Origin of the sequence: Luteibacter sp. UNCMF366Tsu5.1 (assembly GCF_900119235.1) — a bacterium.
Taxonomy (GTDB): domain Bacteria; phylum Pseudomonadota; class Gammaproteobacteria; order Xanthomonadales; family Rhodanobacteraceae; genus Luteibacter; species Luteibacter flocculans.
Window position 1 is genome coordinate 477,069 of the sequence record NZ_FPIS01000001.1, and the last position, 23,475, is coordinate 500,543.

Consider the following 23,475-nt stretch of genomic DNA (forward strand, 5'->3'; position numbering starts at 1 on the left):
AGACAGCGCGGCCAGGGGAGCGTCGATCGTGATAGGGAGCGTTTCAACAGCGGTAACGGCGATGAACCTCGCCCCGATCCCGCTTGTTACGCCTGCGCTGGATGAGTCGGCCGCTCCATCGTCGAGCGCGCCTCCCTCGGTGATCCTGGCGTTGAGCGACGGCAGCGTCACGGACGCCGATCCGACCTATGCGGCGCTGCGCGCGACGCCGCCTCGTTGGGACCACGCCAGCACCGATGCGGTGACCACCGCCATGGCCAATACCTATCGGGCGGCTTCGCTGGCGGGTCGCCTGGCGGGGCTCGGCAAGGTATCGCTCGATCGCTTTGCCACCGACGGGCGTGACTATTCTCAAACGGTACGCGCACCCGGGCTGTTCGCAGGCGGCGGTCGTGCCGATATGACGCTCAGTGTCCGAACGGCAAGCGGCAGCACGGTAACGCTGAGCCTGCAGAACGACGAAGACGGCCTGGCGGTTACCTCGCGCAGCAGCGCGTCGCTCAACGAGGCCGAGCGCGCCGCCGTTGCCAAGCTCGCGGATGCGTTCCAGCACGCGATCGACGGCTTCGTTGCCATACCGCCGAAGCTTGACCTTGCCGGTCTGACGCAGTTCGATCCGAACACGCTTTCGTCTATCGATCTCAAGGCCGAGGCCAGCGTCGCGGGGGCGGGACCGCAAACCATGACGTTCCATGCCGATAGTGTGTCTCGCAGTGTCAAGACCACGGGCGATCTCGGCACGATCGACGTTCAGGTCGACATGGGTTCGACGGCCATCCTCGGCAATGCCACGCAGCGCGCCGCAGCCGTCGACAACTACTTGGCGCAGTTCGACAAGGCGGCGTCCCGCGGACACGGCAATCCCGCACTCACGGCGATGTTCAAGGATGCGTTCTCCCAGTTGAATACGCCGCAGGGGTCTGACGCGCCAGGTTTGACCAAGGCGCCGCCCCTGTCGCTTTCGGCAACCGATCACGCCATGATGACCGGCCTCGGCGATTTCCGAGCTTCCGTCACGCAGACACCGTCGGCTTCCAATCCGAGACGCGGCGACGAAAAGGACAGCTTTTCCTATCAGGTATCTCAGCAGACGCAGATCGGTGGACGCGACGCGTCCAATCGAAGCGTGACCCAACGCCAGCATGCGCAGTTGACGGCGAGCTATCACACCGCGCTTTCCGCGGGCGTCGACCTGATGCTGACCGACGACCCGAAGTCGCAGAACTACCGATACATTCAAATCGACGACAGCGCGGACACCGAGACCGCGATCGCGTATCAGAAGGGTCAGCTGACGCTGGCATCGATCAAGCAATCGGCCAGCCAATCGACTCACCAGTCCACCTACGTCATGGGCAAGCTGGTGGCGGATACGACCCTGCCTCTGTCGCGTTCCACGACGCGGGATCTGCTTGGTCTGCTGCGACCGTTCGAGGACGACGGCAGCGCGCCCACCCGACGGAAACAAGCCGAATGGGAACAGGCTCTGGCATCGATTCATGCCGGCATCGGTTTGCAGTCCGACCCCACCGCGCTCGCTGCGGCGTCGCCGAGAGAGCGGTGACCCTCCGCCTGCGTGTCGTCAGGGCTGTTTCAGTGGCTCGTACGTCGCTCGATAGCTGCGTGGTGCGATAAAGGGCATGATCAGGGTCCGCACCGCGTGCGGAAGGCGCGCGGCCTTCGACAAGCGATCCGTCATGGCCTGCACATGCGCCACGCGTGCGCGACGTACCTGTTCAAAACGCGGGCCGATGCGCGCAACGTCGTCGCTGTCGGCAACGATCGCTGCCAGCGCGACCGCATCTTCCATCGCCAAGGCGGCGCCCTCGGCCCATACGGGCGCGGTCGCATGCGCAGCATCGCCGATGAGGACGACGCGGCCGTTCGACCAGCTCGTCAGCCGTGCTTCCTCGATGGGTGAGTGGTAGATGGACTCCGGATGAGTGACGGCCCAATCCACCGCCTTGCGCACGCGGTCAGGAAAGGTCTCGAAGACATCGATGAGGAGTCGATGGTCGTCGCGCGGCGCGTTCGCCGCATTCACCGAGACCCAGCCGTAGACCGTGTTGTCATCGACAGGGAGCAGCAGAATCATGCCGTGCTCGCCGGTCCATAACGTCCATCCGTCGATGCCGCCGGGGTTCGGTGCCATGAAACGCCAGCTTGCCGAAGCCAGGCGCGCGGTCGTGGTTCCGGCGGCCGTCATCACCAGGCTTCGCACGGTGGAGCGGACGCCATCGGCGGCAACCAGCAAGCGTCCGGCGATCTTGTCGCCGTCCGCCAAGCTGACCTGCACGGAGGCGGCGTCCTGTTCTACAGCGGCGACGGTGCTGCCAAAGCGAACCGCACCGTCATCCAAATCCTTGCCCAGCATGGCCGTGAGATCTGCACGGCGCACGGCGCGCGGACGCATCGCCTCACCCCAGAACGCGTCTTCATCGATGGCTGCCAGCAAGCGATCGGTGCGCGTGCGGTATTCGCGCTTGCGCACCGGGTAACCGACGCGCTCGATGTCCGCTGCAAGTCCGAGTTGACGAAGCGCCGCGATAGCATTGCCGGGCAGGTTGATGGCGAGGCCGCCGTCGGCGGCCTGCGCGCTTCGTTCCAATACGAGGGCGCCGATCCCGCGCTGTTTCAGGGCACGGGCTGCGGCGAGGCCGGCGATGCCACCACCGGCGATGACGATGGACGGTGAATCAGGTGAGGCCATGACGGGGCGCTTGTGAAGAACGACCTCCGATTCTGCCCCAGGCGCGCATACGAACACACACTCTTATGGGGCATGGCCGACGCCTTATCGATCGTTCTCGAGCATGCACGACATCGTTGCCGCCGTAAGACTGTGGGAGCCGCCATGGCGGCGAGGAGCCAACAGAGCGATGAAGCTGTCACCCCATTGGCCCGACCCTGCCAGCTTGCGCCTTCGCCGCGAGTCGCTGTTCCATCCAGTCGTACAGCACAGGCAACAGCACGAGTGTAAGCAAGGTCGAGGTGATCAGACCGCCGACGACCACGGTCGCCAGTGGCCTCTGGACCTCGGCACCGACACCCGACGAGAGCAGCATGGGGACCAGGCCGAGGATCGCCACACTGGCGGTCATCAGCACCGGGCGCAAGCGCAATGCCGTACCGCGAACCACCGCATCGCGCACACTCAGGCCCGCGTGCCGCTGCTCGTTGAGAAAGCTCACCAGCACGATACCGTTCAACATCGCCACCCCGAAGACGGCAATAAAACCGATGGCCGAAGGCACCGACAGGTATTGCCCCGTGGCGAACAGGCCGACGATGCCACCGATCACCGCAAAGGGAACGTTGGCGAGAATCAGGCCGGCATGACGAACCGAGTTGAACGCGGTATAGAGCAGCACGAAGATGAAGAAGATCGTCGCGGGTACGATGAGCGACAGACGTTTCAATGCGCGCTGCTGGTTCTCGAACGCGCCACCCCACTCCGTGTAGTACCCGGGCGGCAGCTTCACGGCCTGGGCGAGCCGAGCGTTGGCCTCGTTCACGAATCCGTCGATGTCGCGACCACGTACGTCCATCTGGATCACCGCGTAGCGTTGCAACTGTTCGCGGCGGATGAACGAGTAGCCCTCGGCCGTATCGACCTTCGCGACCTGCGACAAGGCGACCAGTGCCCCCGACGGGCTGCGGATCGGAATCCGTTCGATGGCGGCGATCGACGCCTTGCTGGCGTCGTCCAGGCGCACGGTGATCGCAAAGCGCTTTACGCCGTCCAGCAGCGAGCCGACGGGTTCGCCGCCGATGCCGTTGCGCACGACGGCGAGGATGTCGTCCGCGTTGAGGCCGTAGCGGGCCAGGGCGTCGCGATCGACCTCGATGCGGATCTGCGGCTTGCCCAGGTTGGCTTCCAGGCCGAGATCCGCCACGCCCGGCACGGTGGCGAGCGTGTCCTTGATTCGCGCGCTGAGCCGATCCAGTTCGGCAAGATCGTCGCCGTAGAGCTTCAAGGCGAGCGTCGCTCTTACGCCGGAAATGAGTTCCTCGATGCGCATCTGAATGGGCTGTGTGTAACTCACCACCGCCGTAGGCAGCAGGGCGGTGAGTTCGTTCTGCATCGCCTGCTCGAGGCTCTCGAGGGTTTCACCATCGCGCCATTGTTCCTTCGGCTTGAGTGGTGTGTAGACCTCCATGTAGTTCACGTCGGCGGTCTCGCCTTTCTCGGCGCGGCCGATCATCGCCAGCGTCGTCTCGACTTCGGGCACCGTCGCCTTGATCCGTTGCGCGACCTGGTTCGAGATGTCGATCGATTCCGCAAGGGAAGCGGAGGGGATCGATGTAATGCGCCACATGATCGCGCCCTCGCGCAGGTTCGGCATGAACTCCTTGCCCAGGAACGGAAACAGCGCGAGGCTGGCGAGCAACGCCACCACCGCCATGCCGACGACCGCTTTGCGGTGACGCAGTGCGCGATCCAGCAGGCGGGCATAGCCGCGCTTGAGCACGGCGACCAGCCGGGTGTCCTTCTCTTCCTTGGGTTTGAGCAGCAGTGCGGCGAGCACGGGAATCAGCGTGAGCGCCAGCACGAGCGACGCCGCCATGGCGAAGCTGATGTTGAAAGCCATCGGCTTGAACAGCTTGCCTTCCAGGCCTTGCAGGCTGAACAGGGGAAGGAAGACCACGATGATGATGCCGATCGCAAAGGCGATGGGGCTGGCGACCTCGCGTGCCGCTTGCAGCACGGCAGCGGTTCGATTCACAGGGCCGCCTTGGGATCGTCGTTCGGCCATGATGCGGTAGGCGTTCTCGACCATCACGACGGCGCCGTCGACCATCATGCCGATACCGATCGCCAGGCCAGCCAACGACATGAGGTTGGCCGACAACCCGGCTTTATCCATGCAGATGAAGGCGATCAGCATTGCCAGGGGCAGGGTGACCACCACGATCAGGGCACTGCGCAATTCGCCCAGAAACAGGAAGAGGACGATCGCGACCAGGATCGAGCCTTCGATCAAGGCGCGGACGGCGGTTCCAACGGCAGCATTGACGAGATCGGTGCGCTCGTACACCGGCTTGATCGTCGCGCCAGCGGGCAGGGCCTGCTGGACGGTCTGCAGCTTGGCTTTTACTGCATCCACAACGCTCTTCGCGTTCTCACCGATCCGAGCGAGCGCCTGGCCCATGACAACTTCCTTGCCATCGCGGGTCACCGCACCCGTGCGAGGCCCACCAGCTTCGGTAACGGTCGCCACATCGCGTACGTGGACGGGCGTGCCGTCCTCCGTCTTCAGGACGATGTTGCCGATGTCGGCCGCCGTCCTGACCAGACCCAGGCCGCGGACGAGATACTGCTCGCGACCGACGTCGATGAAGTTGCCACCGACCTGCGCATTGTTGTCTTCGATCGCCTGCATCACCTCCTTGAGCCCGAGATCATGCGCGATGAGGCGCAGCGGATCGACCTGCACCTGATACTGCTTCTCCTGACCGCCCCACGAGGTGATGTCGTCCACCCCGGGCGCCGTGCGCAGGATCAACCGCACCGTCCAGTCCTGCAGCGTGCGCAGATCGGTATCGGAGGGCGCGCTCGTCGATGCCTCGTCCGTGCGCTCCACGGTGTACCAGAAGACCTGGCCCAGGCCGGACGTGTTCGGCCCCATTTCCGGCTTGCCATAGCCTGCCGGCAAGCGGTCGCCCACTTGCTGCAAGCGTTCGTTGACCAACTGCCGCGCGAAGTAGATGTCCATGTCGTCCGCGAAATACACCGCGACGTACGACAGGCCAAACAGACTGACGGAGCGGATCGCTTCGACCTTGGGCAATCCGGCGAGTGCGGACTCCACCGGCGTGGTAAGCAGCTGCTCGACGTCTTCGGCCGCCAGGCCGGATGCCTCGGTGTACACATTCACCTGGACCGGCGTCACGTCCGGAAAGGCGTCGATCGGCACGGTGCGCACGGCCTGCACGCCCAGGAATCCGACCACCACGAAGACGATCAACACGAGCACCTTGTACTTGAGAGAAAGCTCGACCAGACGTTCCAGCATCAGTCTTCTCCCAACTGCGAACGCAGCATGCGCGCCTTGAGCGCGAACGCACCTTTGCGCACGTAGGACGTGCCGGCGCGCAAGCCCTGCTTGATCTCTGTCCACCCATTGCGCGTGTCGCCCACCTCCACGGCGACCGGCTCGAACTGGCCCGGCGCTTTCCCGCGGACAAACACCGTTGTCTGGTTCTGCAAGAGAACGATGGCGTCCGCGGGTACCGCGAGCTGCTGCGTGGCCAAACGCACGGCGATACGTGCTTCCACCAGTTCGCCGGGATGCAGCATGTCCTTCTCGTTCCCGACCTGGATGCGCACGTCCACGGTGCGGGTCTTTTCATCGGTCTGATGAGATCGCTGGATGACCTTGCCAGGCAGCTCCGTACCGTGCGCCACGACCGTCACGGCATCGCCTTCCTTGATCTGCTCGGCGTCTGCCGGTGCAAGGCGCGCTGCCACCCATACCGATGCCTCCGTCACCAGAGTGAACAGAGGGCGTCCGGCCTCGATGCGCTCGCCGACCAGGAAGGCATCGGTGGTGATGCGTCCTGCGCTGGGCGCGATGAGTTCGAAGCTTCCATCGGCTGCCGACGAACCACGCTTGAGCAGTTGGCTTATCTGCCCGTCGGACAGGCCGTAGGCCTTGAGCTTGGCCTTGGCCTGGTCGCGCTGTACGAGCGCTTCGTTGTAGCGCCGCGCGGAAACCGCTTGTGGGCCGAGCGACGCGACACGCTGCCAATCCTGGCTTGCCACGATAAGCGCACCTTGCGTTTCGGCCACTTCGACGCTGGACAGCACCACCAGTGGGGTGCCGGCAGCCACGACGTCGCCGAGTTTGGCCTTACGGGCGACGACCTGGGAGGCAACGCGGGGAGCCACCAGCACCGTGTTGTAGGCGTCGACCTTGACCTCGCCGGGTGCCTTGATCTGGTCGGAGACCGTGCGCACGGCCGCCGTGTCCACGACGATGCCGGCCGTCTTGATCGCAGCGGCATCGAGCACGAGCGGGTTGTCTGCGCCGGGTGCCTTGGTCTCTTCCGCGCTCACGGCAAGTGGCAATGCGCTCATCAAGGCGAGCGCAAAAAAAGATGGGCGATTGAAGCGGAGCAAACGGTCGATCATCGGGAGAATTCCTTGGAGGTGCCATCGATCCCATCGGTCAGACGACCGGCGGCGGCGAGATAGTCGAACCAGGCCTGCCACGTCTGGCTTTCCAGCGTGATACCGGATAGCGCGGTGTCGAGGCTTTGCTTGAGTTGCACGAGGTAATCCGAGGTGCCGATTTCACCGGCCTGCCACAGTTTTTCGAGTGTCGTTGCGCGTTCGTCGAAGGCGCTGGCACGACTCTGGCGAAACGACACCGCGGCAGCTCGCAGCGCGACATAGCTGGCCCGTGCCTGCGTGAGCGCCGCATCGGTACGCAAGCTGACGGCACGACGTGACGCGAACGCCGCATCCGCATCGGCCTGCGCCGCCGATATCGCGGCTCGCCCCGTGTCGCGCACGGGGATCGGCATGGAAATGCTCACACCAATGACGGCATCGGAGCGCGTGCCGCTGCGAACGCGGCCACCCGTCACGCTCAGGGTGGGATCGGGGCGTCGGGCACGCTCGGCCACGACGACGCCGGCTTCGGCACGATCCTGCTCGGCCTGTGCCTGAATCCGTTCAATCCGATCAGCCGCAGCCACAGGCACGATCGCATCGGCCTCCGGTGGAAGGGCCTGCGGCATGGCCGGCAAGCTGCGCTGGTTATCGCCGTCGATGGCGGCGAGCACAGCGAGGGAACTCGCTTCCTGCCCCGCAAGCGATGCCTGCTGGACCTGCGCCTCGCCCAGGGCCAACCCGGCGAGATCGCGCTCGGTGGTGCTGATGTCTCCCACCTTCAGCCGCTGCGCCGCCAGTTCGTCGAAGCGTGCCATCAAGGCGACTCGGCGTTGGCCCAGCTCGCTTTGCTTGTGGGCGAGCGTCGCACCGACCCACGCCTTGAGCCAGTCCGCGGCAATGTCACGGCGTTCGAGTGCCAGGGCAGCTTGCTTGGCTCTTACCTCGGCATCGCTCTCCGCGACGCGGGCCCGACGCTTTCCGGATAGATCCAGCGCCAGGCTTGCACCGGCGGTCCGCCGATCGACGTCCGCGTTTTCGCCCTCCAGTTGCACCGAAGGGTTGTAGATCGGTTGGTCGGCCGCACGCGCACGTGCCTGCGCGGCACGCAGCTCGGCTTCGGCCACCTGCAACCGCGGACTTTTCGACCACACGTTGCGAACCGCTGTCTCGACCGCCGGGGACGGCAGGACCGCGGCATCGTCCTGATAGGGCACGGCAGAAACGGTGGCGACAAACAACACGCACACGGCGCCCCAGGGCGCTGTACGCCAAAACGACATAAGAAGAATCTCCTGAAACCATCAACGATCGACGCGCCGGCAAGGCCGGTCATGCGTCGGACACGAGGGGTTTCAGGCGATCGGAGGGCGCAGCAGCGAAGACGCGGCCGGGTAAGGCGGCGCCTCGGGGAGGTGGCTCACGACCTCAGGCAAACGGATGAGGGTCGCCACCGCATGGCACGCCATCGGCAACGCCGCACCGTGTGCACAGGCGCAATGGCAGCCGTTGCCTTCATCGAGGAGACAGATCTCTGTGTCGCCGGATGAAGCGACATCGGCCTGCACGGCAGCCACGGCAAGCGTGTGGCCGCTGGACGGCGAAACCGAGACCAGCGCAGGACCATCGAGCACACAGACGGTGCTCGCCGCGATCTTGATCATCAGTGCCGCGAACAACAGCACCCAGCCACCCTTATGGCGGCGCAGGCGCTGAAGCAACGTGGGCACGAGACGTGTCATGGGGGGGATGGTAGCCAGAACACGGGCCTTGGGTCCACCGATGCTCAGATACGCGCCGATAGGACGCAACGTCATGCTCGTATAAAGCGCCTCAGTTGACTGAGATCAACTGTCTCATCCGTGCAACTGACAGACTTTCAACGAAGTAGACACAGGACTGCCGGATGTCGCTCAAGATTGCCGTACTGAAGGAAGTGGGCTCCAACGAACGTCGCGTTGCGATGGTGCCCGTACTGGTCAAACGTCTCACCAAGCTGGGGGCGAGCCTCGCCCTGCAGACGGGAGCTGGCGTCGCCGCTGGGTTCGCCGACGCGGACTATGTGGGCGCCACGACAGTGGACGATCCACTGCGCGTGGTGGCCGATGCCGACATCGTCCTCGCGGTACAGGCGCCGTCGGCAGCCGTGCTCGCGGCGATGAAGCCCGGTGCCGCACTTGCCAGCTTCGTCTATCCGCAGAAGCACGCCGATCTGCTGGAACCGCTGTGCGAACGCCAGGTCAGCGCTTTCGCACTGGAAACCGTACCGCGCATCAGCCGTGCCCAGGCGCTCGATGCGCTGTCCAGCCAGGCGACCTTGGCCGGCTATTACGCACCGCTGCTGGGCGCGGTACACCTCCCACGCATTCTGCCGATGATGACCACGGCCGTCGGATCGCTGCGCGCTGCCCGCGTGCTGGTGATGGGCTTGGGCGTGGCCGGGTTGCAGGCGTTGGCGACCGCGCACCGCCTGGGTGCGATCACCGAGGGCTACGACGTGCGACCCGAAACGAAGGAGCAGGCGCAATCGGTAGGCGCCAAGTTCGTCGACACGGGTGTGGATGGACGTGGCGAAGGGGGTTACGCGCGCGAACTCACGGCCGAAGAGCAGGCTCGCACCCAGGAAGCATTGACGCTGCACATTCAGCAGGCCGACCTGGTGATTACCACGGCCAATGTGCCGGGGCGCACCGCGCCGCGCTTGATATCGCGTGCGCAGATCGAGGGCATGAAGCCCGGTTCGGTCATCGTCGACCTGGCAGCGGAGAGCGGTGGCAACTGCGAGGGCACGGTACCTGGCGAGACCACGACCGTCGGACGGGCCACCATCCTCGCGCCGCTCAACGTACCGTCGCTGCTTGCTCAGCATGCCAGCGAGCTTTATGCAAAGAACCTGCTGAGCCTGCTCGACCTGATCGTCAAGGACGGTGCGCTGTCGCTGGATCTTGGCGATGAAGTGGTGGCGGGCACGCTGCTGACCCACGCCGGTGAGATTCGCCAGCCGGCGGCCCGGCGCCTCGTCGAAAACGTTACGCCCTGACATCCCATTCAAGGAATCCAACCATGAGCATCGACTTGTCGATGAGCTGGCTGATCGCGCTCTACGTGTTCATGCTGGCCGCCTTTACCGGCTACGAAGTGATAAGCCGGGTGCCATCCATCCTGCATACGCCGTTGATGTCCGGGTCCAACTTCGTTCACGGCATCGTCGTGGTCGGTGCGTTGCACGCTCTGTTCAATGCCAGCACCGTGACCGGTCAGATCATCGGCTTCGCCGGCGTGCTGCTTGGCGCGGGTAACGCGGCCGGTGGTTATGTGGTGACCGATCGCATGCTCGCGATGTTCAAGCCGAGCGCCCCCGCACCGGCCGGAAAGGAGTAGGCCCATGTGGCAGTTGCTGGTCGAAGTCAGCGGGTTTGCAGCCGCGCTGTTGTTCATTCTGGGCCTGAAGCGGATGTCCTCGCCGACGACCGCGTTGCATGGCATCGTGCTGGCCGGTGTAGGCATGCTCGTCGCGGTGGTCGCCAGTTTCGGCTATCTGGCCGACGTGGAAGGTCCGGCGCGAGAGCATCGTTTGGTCAACGTGGCACTCGCGCTGCTCGCGCTTGGCATCGGCGTGGGTTGGGCCTGGTATCGCGGCAAGCGGGTCGAGATCACGGCCATGCCGCAGATGGTGGCGCTGTACAACGGCATGGGTGGTGGCGCCGCGGCAGCGGTGGCTGCGGTGGAATTGACGAGGCCGCATGACGGCAGCCTGCTCTCGGTGAGCGTGACCACGGTGGGTGCGCTCATCGGTTCGGTGTCCCTGACCGGCTCGCTGATTGCGTGGGCCAAGCTCGACGGGCGCATGAGCAGTGCATGGCGGTTCAAGGGGCAGGGCGCCTTCAATGCCTTGGTGCTGGTGGCAACCCTGGTCTGTGGCGGGCTGATCCTCGCCGGCATCGGCGCACCGATGACCTGGCTGGCCTTGTTCTTCCTTGGCGCATTGGCCCTCGGCGTACTGATGACGTTGCCCATCGGCGGCGCCGACATGCCGGTGGTGATCTCGCTGTACAACGCTTTCACCGGTCTGGCAGTCGGCCTGGAAGGCTACGCGCTGCAGAATCCGGCATTGATGATCGCCGGCATGGTGGTCGGTTCGGCCGGCACGCTGTTGACCCTGCTGATGGCCAAGGCCATGAACCGCTCCTTGGCGAACGTGTTGTTCAGCCGCTTCGGCGAGGTAGCAGCGGAAGCGCAAGGCGACGTCGCCGGCCGGCTCAAGCCCACCGATGCGTCGGATGCAGCGGTGACCATGCGTTACGCCGGCAGTGTGATCGTGATCCCCGGCTATGGACTGGCGGTGGCGCAGGCACAGGCCAAGCTCTACGAGTTCGTGAAACTGCTGCAGAGCGGTGGCGTGGATGTGAAGTTCGCGATCCACCCCGTGGCCGGACGCATGCCGGGTCACATGAACGTGCTGCTGGCCGAAGCCGGCGTGCCCTATGACCTCATCTACGACATGGAAGACATCAACGACAGCTTTGCCAACACCGACGTGGTGCTGGTGATCGGTGCCAACGACGTGGTGAACCCCGCCGCGCGTACCGACAAGAGTTCACCGATCTACGGCATGCCCATCCTCAATGCCGACAAGGCGCATCAGATCTACGTCATCAAGCGCGGGCAGGGCAAAGGCTATGCCGGCGTGGAGAACCTTCTGTTCTACGGCGACAACTGCAACATGGTCTACGGCGACGCGCTGGCGGTGCTCACGGGCATGGTCCAAGCGGTCAAGGAGCTTCCTGCCGGCTGAGCCCGACGCAGGCCACCCCGTCCCCCCAACCACCTGTCCGCCCGTCGGGCGATCGATGACACGGACGCACTCAGAAGAGGCCAAACATGTCTTACGCAACCACCAACCCCTACACCGGCGAAACCATCAAGACGTTCGCCAATGCCACCGACACTGAGGTCGCGCAGACCCTGGACAAGGCTCACGCCATGTTCGACGCCTGGAAGGACGTCAGCGTTGCCGATCGTGTGAAAGTCCTGCAGAAGGCGGCGGATCTGCTGCGCAAGAACCACACCGAGTACGCAAAGATTCTGACGCTCGAAATGGGCAAGGTGATCGGCGAGGCGGAAGGCGAAGTCGATCTGTCCGCGCAGATTCTCGAGTACTACGTCGAGAACGCCGAGAAGCTTCTGGCGCCGGAAAAGCTGCCCAGCAAGCACCCTTCCTATACCGATTCGTGGGTCGAGTTCGTGCCGCAGGGCATTCTGCTTGCGGTCGAGCCGTGGAATTTTCCGTACTACCAGATCGTGCGCATCGCTGCGCCGCAGCTGGCGGCCGGTAATGTGATCATCCTCAAGCATGCCTCCAACGTGCCGCAGTGCGCGGCTGCGTTCGAGCGCCTGTTCCGTGAAGCGGGCCTTCCGGAGGGCGGCTTCACCAACGTGTACGCCACCCGCGATCAACTCAAGACGATCATCGAAGACCCACGCGTGCAGGGCGTGGCGTTGACCGGTTCCGAAGGTGCCGGCGCTGTGGTTGCCTCGCAGGCCGGCCAGGCACTGAAGAAGTCGACGATGGAACTTGGCGGCGCCGACGCGTTCGTCGTGCTGGCCGACGCCGATCTGGACAAGGCAGTGCAATGGGCGGTCACCGGCCGTCATTGGAACGCCGGCCAGGTGTGCTGCTCGTCCAAGCGCATCATCGTGCTCGACGCGATCTATGACGCGTTCCTGGCGAAGTACAAGGCGGGTGTCGCCACCTTGAAGGCGGGCGATCCGATGGACCCGACCACTACGCTGGCACCGCTGTCGTCGCAGGGCGCGGTGGACGATTTGAAGGCCCAGGTCGAAAAAGCCGTGGCGCACGGTGCCAAGGTCGAGGCGATCGGTGCGGATGTGCCCACCAAGGGCTCGTTCTTCCGCCCGGTGCTGCTCAGCAACGTCGCCGAGGACAACCCGGCGCGCTATTGGGAGTTCTTCGGTCCCGTGTCGCAGGTGATTCGCGCCAAGGATGAGGCCGACGCCATCCGAATCGCCAACGACTCGCCATTCGGGCTCGGCGGTTCGGTATTCACCACCAACATCAAGCACGGCGTCGAGGTCGCGCAGAAGATCTCCACCGGCATGGTCTACATCAACCATCCCACGGGCGTCGCGGCCGACCTGCCGTTTGGCGGCGTGCGCCGTTCCGGTTATGGCCGCGAACTGGTGGGCTTCGGCATCAAGGAGTTCGTGAACCACAAACTGATCGCCGTGACCGACATCGACGGCGCGTTCTGAACGACTGACTGACCCCCACAGATCGATACGAGGAATGTACTCATGAACAAGACCATGAAAGCCGCGGTCGTCCGTGAATTCGGCGCGCCGCTCAGGATCGAAGAAGTGCCGGTGCCGACACCGGGACTGGGTGAGGTGCTGGTAAAGATCGAGGCGTGCGGCGTATGCCACACCGACCTGCATGCGGTGGACGGCGACTGGCCGGTGAAGCCGGCACCGCCGTTCATTCCAGGCCACGAAGGCGTCGGTTACGTCGTCGCGATCGGCCCGGGCGTTACGCATCTGAAAGAGGGCGATCGTGTGGGCGTGCCCTGGCTGTATTCGGCCTGCGGCCATTGCGAGCACTGCCTCGGTGGCTGGGAAACCTTGTGCGAGACGCAGAAGAACACGGGTTATTCGGTCAACGGCGGCTTTGCGGAATACGCCCTTGCGGCTGCCGACTATGTGGGTCATTTGCCGGACAACGTGGGCTTCGTCGAGATCGCGCCCGTGCTGTGCGCAGGCGTCACTGTTTATAAGGGCCTGAAGGTCACCGATACCCGACCGGGTCAGTGGGTCGCCATTTCCGGCATTGGCGGCCTGGGCCACATGGCAGTGCAATACGCCAAGGCGATGGGGCTCAAGGTGGCGGCAATCGACATCGACGATGCGAAGCTCGATCTCGCACGCCGGCTTGGTGCCGAGCTCACGATCAACGCGAAGCACGTCGACCCGGCGGCTTTCCTGAAGAAGGAGATCGGCGGTGCCCATGGTGCGCTGGTCACGGCCGTATCGCCGGGCGCCTTCAGCCAGGCGCTCAACATGGTGCGCCGTGGCGGCACCGTTTCGCTCAACGGCCTGCCTCCCGGCACCTTCGACCTGTCGATCTTCGACATGGTGCTCAACGGCATCACGGTTCGCGGCTCGATCGTCGGTACCCGCCTGGATCTGCAGGAATCGCTGGACATGGCGAAGGACGGCAAGGTGGCCGCCACTGTCACCACCGATCGCCTGGACAACATCAACGACGTGTTCAAGCGCATGCATGAGGGCAAGATCGAAGGCCGCGTGGTGCTCGATTTCGCGGCGTAAGGTTGTCCGGCTGCCCACGCGGCCGAGCGTGGGAATACCCGCTGGTAGCGGGTATTCCCATAGCTCATAGAGCAAGTCGCACCAGAGGTTGATCAGGTGCGGTCAGGTTTTGGGGGAGGGAAGCGCCCGTTATGGGCGCTTTTCTTTTTTGCGAATCACCTGGGAAATGTGCCTCAGGGCTACACCGCTTCGTCGGGCACTCGCCGCTTTAGCGGCTCCCAAAACGCTGCGGCTTCCCTCGCGGCTATGGTTGATTCCCACAGCGCTGCGGTCTCTCCCGCCGTGTTGTGGGAGCCGCCATGGCGGCGAGGGGACGGTGCCTCGCGGCTACAAGAAATATCTCGCCACCCTTATCGGCCGGGCGCATTAATTCATTAATCGTTGCCGATTATGAGTTGGCAGTGGGACGCCAGTTAATACAAAGCGACGCATTCACATGAACTGATAGTCGAAACAGCTTTGTCCATCGCCATTTTTCCGATGTGTAACTAGACGCTCCTTCGGATTTCCTTAGTCACTGACAAAAATTGGCCGTCATGCCGTCGGGCTCAATTCATAAAATTGTCACGAATTGACGAAATGAGCATTTCGATCGAGTCAAACGACCGTTCCACGATGGCACGGACAATGCAATACATGGCACGACGATCTTGGGAGAAGTCATGCCATGAAGCCGAATACACCGCTGGACTCATTCGAATACGACATCAGTCGGTTCGACCCCGAGGGTGCGGGCACCGATTGGATAGGCCGGCTCGGCGAGATCGCTGCGTCGGGAAGCCATTACGCAATGTCGCATCAAGCCATGAGGCTTTTCTCCGCCATCGGATCGAACGACGTCGACGCTGCCTTGGCGCATGCATCGAGGCTGGCGGACCTGGCGCAAGACCGGGAACTTCGCACCACGCGCGATGCTGCCGAGGCGCTCGAAAACGCGCCCGTCACTTACGAATGCTGCGACGCCATGCAGGTAAAGCACGCGTGCGCAGACCTTATCGGGGACATGATCGAGCGGCGTCTCATAAACACGATTCCGTGCCGGTCGGCACCGTCTCATTGAATCATTCCTATTTCATCCATTGATGCGGGCGGGTGCCCGGCTGCCAAGGGGACAATGTATGAGGTTCACAGTACGCGCAAAGATCTTTTCGGCCATGGCAGTTGCCCTGGCATTGATTTGTTTCCTCGGAGTGAGCGGAGTAGTAGGCGTCAAGAAGACCTACTCCCTCGTCGAGGAGATTTATAAGTCCAACGTTCTCGCGATATTGGACCTCACGACGGCGCAGAAGTCCGTTGTGGATCTGCGTGTCGCGCTATTGCGTCGTATTCTGGATCCCAACCTCAAGGAAACAGGTAAACGGCTGAAAGACGATTTTGCCAACGAGTCTGCCGCATGGACACGTTTTCATTCCGCGAATATCAGCTCGGACGAGGAGCGCAAGCTTGCCGAGGCTTATATTGCCGAGCGCGCCAAGACCTATCCGCTGATCGACAAGGAACTGGCCATGCTCGAAGAGGGGCGGCCGACGGAAGAGATCCAGAGGATGCAGGTCGATGTGGTCGGACCTGCGATCGGTCGACTGTCCAGCTATGCCGATGAACTGGTGCGTGTAAACACTGAGCAGGCCAATGACGCTGCGAAACAGGCGGAGGAACGCTACGCCGATACGCGTTATCTATCCATCGGCGCCCTCGTGGTCAGCGTGATCTCACTCCTGGCGGTCGCTGTCCTTCTTGCACGCATGGTTCTGGTTCCGTTGAACAAGGCGCGCACCCTGGCGCAGGCTATCGAAGGTGGGCACCTCAACAATGCGACGCAGGTGACGGGCAACGACGAGTTCACCGACACGCTCCGGGCTCTGGATACGATGGACAAGCGGCTGGCGGACATCGTGACCGACGTTCGCTACATCTCTCAGCAGGTGTCGTCGTCGGCCGGTGACATCGCTCAGGGCAATGACGATCTCTCCCAGCGCACTCAGGAGCAGGCGAGCTCGCTCGAAGAGACCGCAGCGTCGATGGAACAATTGGCGGCTGCGGTGAAGCAGAACGCAGATGGCGCCGAACAGGCTCGTCAGCTCGCCATGCGCGTGCGTGGCGATGCCGAGTCCGGCAGTCAGGTCTCGGCCGAGGCAGCCGAAGCCATGGGCCAGATCACGCAGGCCAGCAAGCAGATCGGTGCCATCGTCACGCTCATCGATGAAATCGCTTTCCAGACGAACCTGCTGGCCCTTAACGCAGCCGTAGAGGCAGCGCGTGCCGGCGACCAGGGCAGGGGCTTTGCCGTCGTGGCATCCGAGGTCCGCAACCTGGCTCAGCGCAGCGCCGCCGCGGCCAAGGACATCAAGAGCCTAGTGAATTCGACGGTCGAGCGCGTCGACGCGGGCGCGTCGCTGGTGGCACGTACCGGCTCGGCGCTCGAGGAGATTGCAAAGGGCGTGCGTACCGTCAGCTCGATCGTCGACGAAATCGCTGCGGCGTCGCAGGAGCAGGCGGCCGGTATCGAACAGGTCAACAATGCGGTCGTGACGCTGGACGACGTCACACAGCAGAACGCTGCCTTGGTCGAAGAGGCCAGTGCGGCGAGCAAGAATGCTTCCGATCTGTCGCAGGAGCTTCTGCGCAAGGTGGCCTTCTTCTCGGTGGAAGGCAAGGAACAGGATGTCGTTGCCAAGCCTGCTCGGACCGTAACGCGGCAAGAGGCACCGGTGCCGACCATGGCTTCGTCGTTCCGGTCCGCTCCCGCCATGGCGACGGCAGGCGATGGTGCCGTGTGGAAGGAGTTCTGACATGACGCGCCCGTCGGCTATGCCTTCTACCTGCGCGGGTGCGCCGATTTCCCCGTCGATGATTGCCGAGGAGGCCCTGGCACTCGTCGAGGCATTCGCCGCTCGCGATATGGAGGAAATGACATTCCGAGCCACCATGCTGCTCACCTACGCGCGCGATACGGGCCAGATGTCGCTTGCCGTGGCGTCCATCGCATTTCTGGAAGAGGTGCTCGATGGCGGAACCGCGCAGCACATGAGTAATGCCTTCGAGCACGTGATCGCCGCGGCCGCGGCGATCGTGGAAGCCACGATCGCTCAGGCCCCGGCGCATGTGTAGGCGGTGTTTGCGGTGGGAGCCAGCCTGCTGGCGATGGGGATAATAGCGACCGAGACGGAGGTAGGAGCTGCCGCAGCGGCGAGAGAAGCAGCGCGTCTTCGAAACCTGTCCGGCCGGTACGACGGCGCCCACCGAGCCGGGCGCCATCCATCCGACTCCGCCAGACCTGGATCGCCAGCAGGCTGGCTCCCACCGTCAAGGCCACGGCCGGGAGGCGATCGGCTACCTTGACAAGGCGAGGTGGAAACCTGGTCGGTGCCACTCTGCTCGTTAAAAGCTTGGCTTTGAATGTCCGGTCCTTCTCGGGCATTCGGTTGGAGGCACACACCCGCTCAGAGAAACCGGCTGAACTGTGGATGGGCGATACTCTTAGCCACGTTAAGTGGCAAAGTCAGACGATGATAAGAAGATGGGTGTTTCCGATCGCCATGTTGACCTTGGCAACTTCCCCAGTCATTGCATCTGACGAGCCGATGCTTTCGCTCATCTCGACCAAGTCACGACCTATCACGGCAATGATCCGGAATCGTCGCGTTGGACGACTGTCGGTCAAATCGTTTCATTGGCCGCGCGTAACCGTGGTCAGCTGCGTCTTGCGGCATGGTCTACGGCGCGCAACCCGGCGGAGCCTGTCTATGGATTCACCGACGGAGAACTCTTCACGCCTTGCCAACGGAGCCATTTGACGCAACGTTTTCGGGTAAGCGGATCGTGGCTGGTCTTCGATTCCGCTTGCGTCGGCGATGCACGTGTTTTCACACCACGCAATTTTGCCGCCCTTTCTACATTACGCAATGCGGTCAGGAGGAAAGCTTTGCTTGTGGTCGAGGCTCGGGGTTGGAGAGCTGAGTTTGATGTACGTGGTTGGACGGTTGCCGAAGCCGTGCTCAAAGTCATGGACGTTCCATCTTCTTCAAAAGGTCAAGACAAGCCGAGTCCATTGGACAGGGTGATGTGATGAAGGCCACGACATCACGGTAAAGGGCTTGGTTGTGATGCTGCGAATGCGCAAGTAGGGCGATCGCTCGTCGCGGCAGAAGCACCGAACAACGCTAAGAAGACTGGTGACCTGCGTAGAGTCCGCCCTTACAGCTGGCCGACTCACTGGGAAGCACGCCAAGCCCACACATCCACGCCTCGGCGAGTGTCGTCCAGTGGGTGATCGGCTTATCGGTCTCGCGTACGCCGAATGCATGGCCGCCCTCGGCATAGAGGTGTAGCTCTGCGGGTACCTTGGCCTGCTGCAAGGCGAGGTAATAGGTAAGTGACTCGCGGGTGTCGTCCGTGCCGTCGTTGCCGGCCTGGGCGATGAACGTGGGCGGGCCATGGGGATCGATGGTGACCTCTTTGGTGAGGGGGATTGCCGCGCCTTTGCCGCTCCACAAGTGCCCGGGGTAGAGCGCCATGGCGAAGTCAGGCCGACTGGGCAGGCGGTCGGCTTCGTCAATGGGCTTATAGGCGCGTGCGGAGTGATTGCTGATGTCGGCGACCATGCGGCCGCCCGCGGAGAAGCCGACCACGCCGACCTTATGGGAATCGAAGTGGAACTCCGCGGCGCGTTGGCGCAGGAGCCCCATCGCGCGCTGGGCATCCTGCAACGCCATGGGTTCCTTGGGAGCGCGGCGGCAGTTGCACTCCTCGTTCCAATACGGTCCCGAGCCTGGGACGCGGTACTTCAGCACGGCGCAAGTGATGCCTTTCGACGTCGCCCAGTCGCAGATCTCCGTCCCTTCAAGGTCTATGGCGAGTATGCGATAGCCGCCTCCTGGGAACACGAGCAAGGCGGCGCCCGTGTTTACGCCCTTTGCGGGATAGATCGCCATCGTGGGCCGCGTGACGTGCTCCACGATCTGGATCGGTTTTCCTGCGATGGTGCCGTTGGCGGCTCCGAAGACCTCAGGAGCCGGATACGGCGGTTGGGCGATCGCCAGGTCCTTCGGCCACAGGGGTACTTCGACGCCGGGGGCATTGGGTCGCCATGGGCGGTGCTGCACGTTCTGCAATGGCTCGCTGCCTGTCGTGGCGGAGGCCAGGGTGGAGACGAGCATGGCGGCGATGCCGATCCATCGAGCAAGGTTCATGGTCTGCGTCCGTCCAGAAGGAGGTTTCCGGACGATAAGCCGAGGCCGTGGCGTTTCCCCGGCACCTGTCGGGCAGGAAACTGACACCCATCAAGCGAGTGCAAGACGCCCAAATGCAGCGGCCCCCTCTCCCGCGGGGAGAAGGGGCCGCCAGGACAGGCAGTGGGCCGGATCGATCAGACGTCGTCTGCGTCCTTAGAACCGGTAGCCCACGCTGAACCCGTAGACGATCGGATCGATACGCGCTTCGCCCACCTTGGTACCGCCGACCTTCACATCCGAGCGGATGCGGATCCAGCGCAGGTCGGCCGTGATCAGCCAGCTGTCGTTGAGCTTGAAGTCCACACCGGCGCGTGCGGCCACACCCCAGCTGTCGTCGATGGTCACGTGGGCGCCCTTAAGCAGGCCTTCGCCGCGGCTGTCGTAGAAGTGGGTGAAGTTGATGCCTGCACCGACGAACGGGGAGACCTGCTCGTTGGGCATGAAGTGGTAGTTGATGCCGACGGTCGGCGGCAACTGCTTGGTGGTGGCGGCCTTGGTGCCGTTCAGGCGCACTTCGTGGCGGAACGGCAGCGCGCCGAGCACGTCGATGCCCCAGTTCGGGGTCAGCAGGTATTCGAGGTCGATGCTGGGACGGGTGCTGCTGTCGACCTTCGCCTTCATTCCGGCGAGGTGACCCGTATCGCTATCCGGATGCACCGTGGCGGCGCCGAAACGCAGCACCCACTGGTCGTTGCCATTCACGGTGTCGGCAGCGACGGCGGGCAGGGTGGTCAGGGCGGCGGCGCTGAGTGCGAGCCAAGGAAGCAGGGATTTCATGGTGACGTCCTTTGTGTGGAATGCGAGCTTTGTTTGGAGTGCAGGCTCATTCTCGAAATCACGCACGCCGCCGGATTGATCCAGATCAGTTACAGGTCTACGTTTTGGACGCCTGCGACGTCCTGCCGCAGCGCCATGGGCGGGCCTGCGCAGCCGATATGCCTGCGGGTTGATCGAAGTCAAAAAGGCGGTGCATCGCAGCAACGAAACTTGCCCTCACGGTGCACCGCCTGGTGGCGAGGCACCGAAGCGCGCCGCGTGACGGCGCGTGCCACTCCACCTAGGGACGTCACGCCATGCATGACATCACCGTCGTAGACCTGTCGCGGCTGCAATTCGCGGCCACGGCGCTTTATCACTTCCTGTTCGTACCACTTACGCTGGGCATGACCTTCATGCTGGCGGCGATGGAGACTGTCTACGTGGTCACCGGTAAGGTGATCTACAAACAAATCACCCAGTTCTGGGGCAAGCTCTTTCTCATCAACTTTGCGCTTGGTGTGGCCACCGGCCTCACCATGGAGTTCCAGTTCGGCACGAACTGGTCTTTCTACTCAAGTTTCGTCGGAGATATTTTCGGCGCGCCACTGGCCATCGAAGGCCTGATGGCGTTCTTTCTTGAATCGACCTTTGTCGGCCTGATGGTGTTTGGCTGGCATCGGCTCAAGCCCGGCCAGCATCTGGCGGTGACCTACCTGGTGGCACTGGGCTCGAACCTGTCGGCCCTGTGGATCCTGGTGGCCAACGCCTTCATGCAGGACCCGGTCGGTGCGCACTTCAACCCGACCACGATGCGCATGGAGTTGAACGACTTCGCCGCGTTGATCTTCAGCCCGGATGCGCAGGCCAAGTTCGTGCATACGTCGATCGCCGGCTATGTCACGGCGGCCGTCTTCGTGGCCGGCATCAGCGCCTGGTACATGCTGAAGAACCGTCACATGGAACTGGCCCGTCGCTCGTTCCGCATGTCGGTGCTGTTCGGTGTGCTGTCCACGGCCGGGGTGATCACGCTGGGCGACGCGCTGGGCTTTGTCGGTGCGGAAGCACAGCCGACCAAGCTGGCGGCGATGGAAGGTCTGTGGAAGACCGAGAGCGCACCCATGCCGTTCAACCTGATGGCGTTCCCGTCGCAGGAGAAGCAGACCAACTACGGTGAGGTGAAGGTGCCGTACGTGCTGTCGATCCTGGTCACGCATTCGCTGACGGGCACGGTGCCGGGCGTGGACGTGCTGGAGCAGCGTGCGCAGGACCGCATCCGTGCCGGTATTCCGGCGGTTGCCTCACTCAAGATGCTCTCGGCCAACCCGGGCGATGCCAGCGCGCTGGATCAGTTCAAGGCGCACGAGAAGGATCTTGGCTATGGCTTCCTGGTGAAGCGCTATGCCGACGACGTGAACACGGCGACCGACGCACAGATCGCCCAGGCGGCCAAGGACTCGATCCCGCACGTGGCCACCATGTTCTGGTCGTTCCGTGTGATGGTGCTGCTGGGTCTGGGCATGCTGGCCTTCTTCGTGCTCGGCCTGCTCTACACGCTGCGCAACACGGTGCAGCACCAGCGTGGGTTCCTGAAGTTCGCCGTGTGGATGATCCCCGCACCGTTCCTTGCCTGCGAGGCGGGCTGGATGGTGGCCGAACTGGGGCGCCAGCCCTGGACTGTGTACGGCCTGTTGCCGACCTGGATGTCCGCATCCACGCATAGCGTCGGCTACATGGTGTTCTCGCTGATCGGCTTCGTGGCGGTCTATACCGTGTTCATCGTGATCGAGATGTACCTGATGGTGCGTGCGATCCGCACTGGCCCCAGCGACGGCGGCGACGACGAACTCTCGCTGCCGGTTTCCCACAAGACGTTGGTAGAGGCTTAATCATGGATATCTACGCAAGCCTGCAAGTGGTCTGGTGGCTGCTGCTCGGCATACTGCTGATCGGTCTGGCCGTGATGGTCGGCATGGACATGGGCGTGGGAGCGATCCTGCGCTACATCGGGCGTACCGACCTGGAACGCCGTGTGGCATTGAACGTCATCGGCCCTCACTGGGACGGTAACCAGGTGTGGTTCATCCTCGGTGGCGGCGCGATCTTCGCGGCGTTTCCGCTGATCTACGCCACCGCGTTCTCCGGCTTCTACGTGGTGATGCTGTTGCTGCTGTGGACGATGATCATTCGTCCGGTCGGTTTCGAATACCGCAGCAAGATGCCGTCGGCGACGTGGCGCAGTGCCTGGGACTGGGCGCTGTTTGTCAGCGGCTTCGTGCCGATGGTGGTGTTCGGCGCGGCGATCGGCAACCTGTTCCAGGGCGTGCCGTTCCACTTCGACTGGACCCTGACGTCGTTCTACACCGGCAGTTTCCTTGCCTTGCTCAACCCGTTCGCGATCCTCTGTGGCGTACTGTCGGCGTGCATGTCGGCAGCCATGGGTGGCGTGACGGTGATGGGCGGCGCGCACGGTGCCATTGCGCAACGTAGCCGTACGGTCACGCGTGTGGCATGGACGCTGGCGATCGTGCTCTTCGCGGTCGGTGGTCTTTGGGTATCGCATCTGCAGGGCTACGTCCTCGCGCAGTTCCCGGGTGCAGGCGTCGCGCAGACCCCGCTGCAGCAGGTGGTGACGCGTGCGGATGGCGCATGGTTGAACAACTTCCACGCGCACAACATCCTGTGGTTGGTGCCGGCCCTGGGTTTCGTCGGCATGCTGGGCAGCCTGTTCAGCGCAAGCAGCAACCGTCCGCTGCTGGCCTGGTGGATGGGTGCGGCGGCCTGGATCGGTGTGATCGGTACGGTGGGTTGCGCGCTGTTCCCGTTCCTGCTGCCTTCGGTCAGCGATCCTCAGCAGAGCCTCACGGTGTGGAACTCGAGCTCGAGCCGCGTGACCCTGGGCTGGATGCTTGGCTTCGCCGCGGTCTTCGTGCCTCTGATCCTGTGGTACACGAGTTGGGCCTTCTATGTGATGCGTGGCAAGGTCGATCCCGATCAGGTTGCCACTGACGAACACGCCTACTAAAG

18 protein-coding genes are annotated in these 23,475 nt (G+C 63.4%); 11 read left to right on the top strand and 7 right to left on the bottom strand.

The window, feature by feature from the left end:
* Positions 1-61: 61 nt before the first annotated feature.
* Positions 62-1,564 (top strand): hypothetical protein, encoded by a 1,503-nt coding sequence (locus BT115_RS02050; protein ID WP_072320882.1) that lies wholly within the window; start codon positions 62-64, stop codon positions 1,562-1,564.
* An 18-nt stretch (positions 1,565-1,582) separates the two neighbouring features.
* Here the strand turns inward: BT115_RS02050 and BT115_RS02055 are convergent, their stop codons facing one another.
* The 5 genes from BT115_RS02055 to BT115_RS02075 form a co-directional block, all read right to left on the bottom strand.
* Positions 1,583-2,710 carry an FAD-dependent monooxygenase gene (locus BT115_RS02055; RefSeq protein ID WP_072320883.1) on the bottom strand — a complete coding sequence of 376 codons (1,128 nt, stop codon included), beginning with the start codon at positions 2,708-2,710 and terminating at the stop codon, positions 1,583-1,585.
* A 178-nt stretch (positions 2,711-2,888) separates the two neighbouring features.
* Positions 2,889-6,017 carry an efflux RND transporter permease subunit gene (locus BT115_RS02060; RefSeq protein ID WP_072320884.1) on the bottom strand — a complete coding sequence of 1,043 codons (3,129 nt, stop codon included), beginning with the start codon at positions 6,015-6,017 and terminating at the stop codon, positions 2,889-2,891.
* Entirely contained in the window at positions 6,017-7,135 is a 1,119-nt protein-coding gene (locus BT115_RS02065) for an efflux RND transporter periplasmic adaptor subunit (protein ID WP_083527250.1), read from the bottom strand. The genes BT115_RS02060 and BT115_RS02065 overlap by 1 nt, the downstream gene beginning before the upstream one ends.
* On the bottom strand, positions 7,132-8,400 hold the full coding sequence (locus tag BT115_RS02070; RefSeq protein WP_083527251.1) for a TolC family protein: 1,269 nt from the start codon (positions 8,398-8,400) through the stop codon (positions 7,132-7,134). The genes BT115_RS02065 and BT115_RS02070 overlap by 4 nt, the downstream gene beginning before the upstream one ends.
* Positions 8,401-8,472: 72 nt before the next feature.
* Positions 8,473-8,859 (bottom strand): hypothetical protein, encoded by a 387-nt coding sequence (locus tag BT115_RS02075; protein ID WP_072322204.1) that lies wholly within the window; start codon positions 8,857-8,859, stop codon positions 8,473-8,475.
* Between the two features lie 164 nt (positions 8,860-9,023).
* On the opposite strand from BT115_RS02075, the gene BT115_RS02080 reads away from it, so the two are divergent.
* The 8 genes from BT115_RS02080 (at position 9,024) to BT115_RS02115 (ending at position 17,569) form a co-directional block, all read left to right on the top strand.
* Positions 9,024-10,157 carry an NAD(P) transhydrogenase subunit alpha gene (locus BT115_RS02080; RefSeq protein ID WP_072320885.1) on the top strand — a complete coding sequence of 378 codons (1,134 nt, stop codon included), beginning with the start codon at positions 9,024-9,026 and terminating at the stop codon, positions 10,155-10,157.
* 23 nt (positions 10,158-10,180) lie between these two features.
* Positions 10,181-10,498, top strand: a complete 318-nt coding sequence (locus BT115_RS02085) for an NAD(P) transhydrogenase subunit alpha (RefSeq protein WP_072320886.1) — start codon at positions 10,181-10,183, stop codon at positions 10,496-10,498.
* 4 nt (positions 10,499-10,502) lie between these two features.
* Positions 10,503-11,912, top strand: coding sequence for an NAD(P)(+) transhydrogenase (Re/Si-specific) subunit beta (locus BT115_RS02090; RefSeq protein ID WP_072320887.1), 1,410 nt, complete (start codon positions 10,503-10,505; stop codon positions 11,910-11,912).
* Between the two features lie 86 nt (positions 11,913-11,998).
* Positions 11,999-13,390: an NAD-dependent succinate-semialdehyde dehydrogenase gene (locus BT115_RS02095; RefSeq protein WP_072320888.1), complete on the top strand. Its 1,392-nt coding sequence runs from the start codon at positions 11,999-12,001 to the stop codon at positions 13,388-13,390.
* Between the two features lie 42 nt (positions 13,391-13,432).
* Positions 13,433-14,461, top strand: a complete 1,029-nt coding sequence (gene adhP / locus BT115_RS02100) for an alcohol dehydrogenase AdhP (RefSeq protein WP_072320889.1) — start codon at positions 13,433-13,435, stop codon at positions 14,459-14,461.
* A 667-nt stretch (positions 14,462-15,128) separates the two neighbouring features.
* A complete protein-coding gene (locus BT115_RS02105) occupies positions 15,129-15,521 on the top strand; it encodes a hypothetical protein (RefSeq protein ID WP_072320890.1) in 393 nt (130 codons plus the stop codon).
* A gap of 58 nt (positions 15,522-15,579) precedes the next feature.
* On the top strand, positions 15,580-17,250 hold the full coding sequence (locus tag BT115_RS02110; protein WP_072320891.1) for a methyl-accepting chemotaxis protein: 1,671 nt from the start codon (positions 15,580-15,582) through the stop codon (positions 17,248-17,250).
* A gap of 1 nt (position 17,251) precedes the next feature.
* Positions 17,252-17,569, top strand: a complete 318-nt coding sequence (locus BT115_RS02115; protein WP_072320892.1) for a hypothetical protein — start codon at positions 17,252-17,254, stop codon at positions 17,567-17,569.
* A 1,052-nt stretch (positions 17,570-18,621) separates the two neighbouring features.
* On the opposite strand, the gene BT115_RS02120 is transcribed toward BT115_RS02115, so the two are convergent.
* Both BT115_RS02120 and BT115_RS02125 read right to left on the bottom strand, forming a co-directional pair.
* On the bottom strand, positions 18,622-19,650 hold the full coding sequence (locus BT115_RS02120; RefSeq protein WP_072320893.1) for an alpha/beta hydrolase: 1,029 nt from the start codon (positions 19,648-19,650) through the stop codon (positions 18,622-18,624).
* Positions 19,651-19,845: 195 nt separating this feature from the next.
* Entirely contained in the window at positions 19,846-20,469 is a 624-nt protein-coding gene (locus BT115_RS02125; RefSeq protein ID WP_072320894.1) for an OmpW/AlkL family protein, read from the bottom strand.
* Between the two features lie 296 nt (positions 20,470-20,765).
* Between BT115_RS02125 and BT115_RS02130 the strand changes: the two genes are divergently transcribed.
* Both BT115_RS02130 and cydB read left to right on the top strand, forming a co-directional pair.
* Positions 20,766-22,337, top strand: coding sequence for a cytochrome ubiquinol oxidase subunit I (locus BT115_RS02130; RefSeq protein ID WP_072320895.1), 1,572 nt, complete (start codon positions 20,766-20,768; stop codon positions 22,335-22,337).
* Between the two features lie 2 nt (positions 22,338-22,339).
* Positions 22,340-23,473 carry a cytochrome d ubiquinol oxidase subunit II gene (gene cydB, locus BT115_RS02135; RefSeq protein ID WP_072320896.1) on the top strand — a complete coding sequence of 378 codons (1,134 nt, stop codon included), beginning with the start codon at positions 22,340-22,342 and terminating at the stop codon, positions 23,471-23,473.
* Positions 23,474-23,475 lie beyond the last annotated feature (2 nt).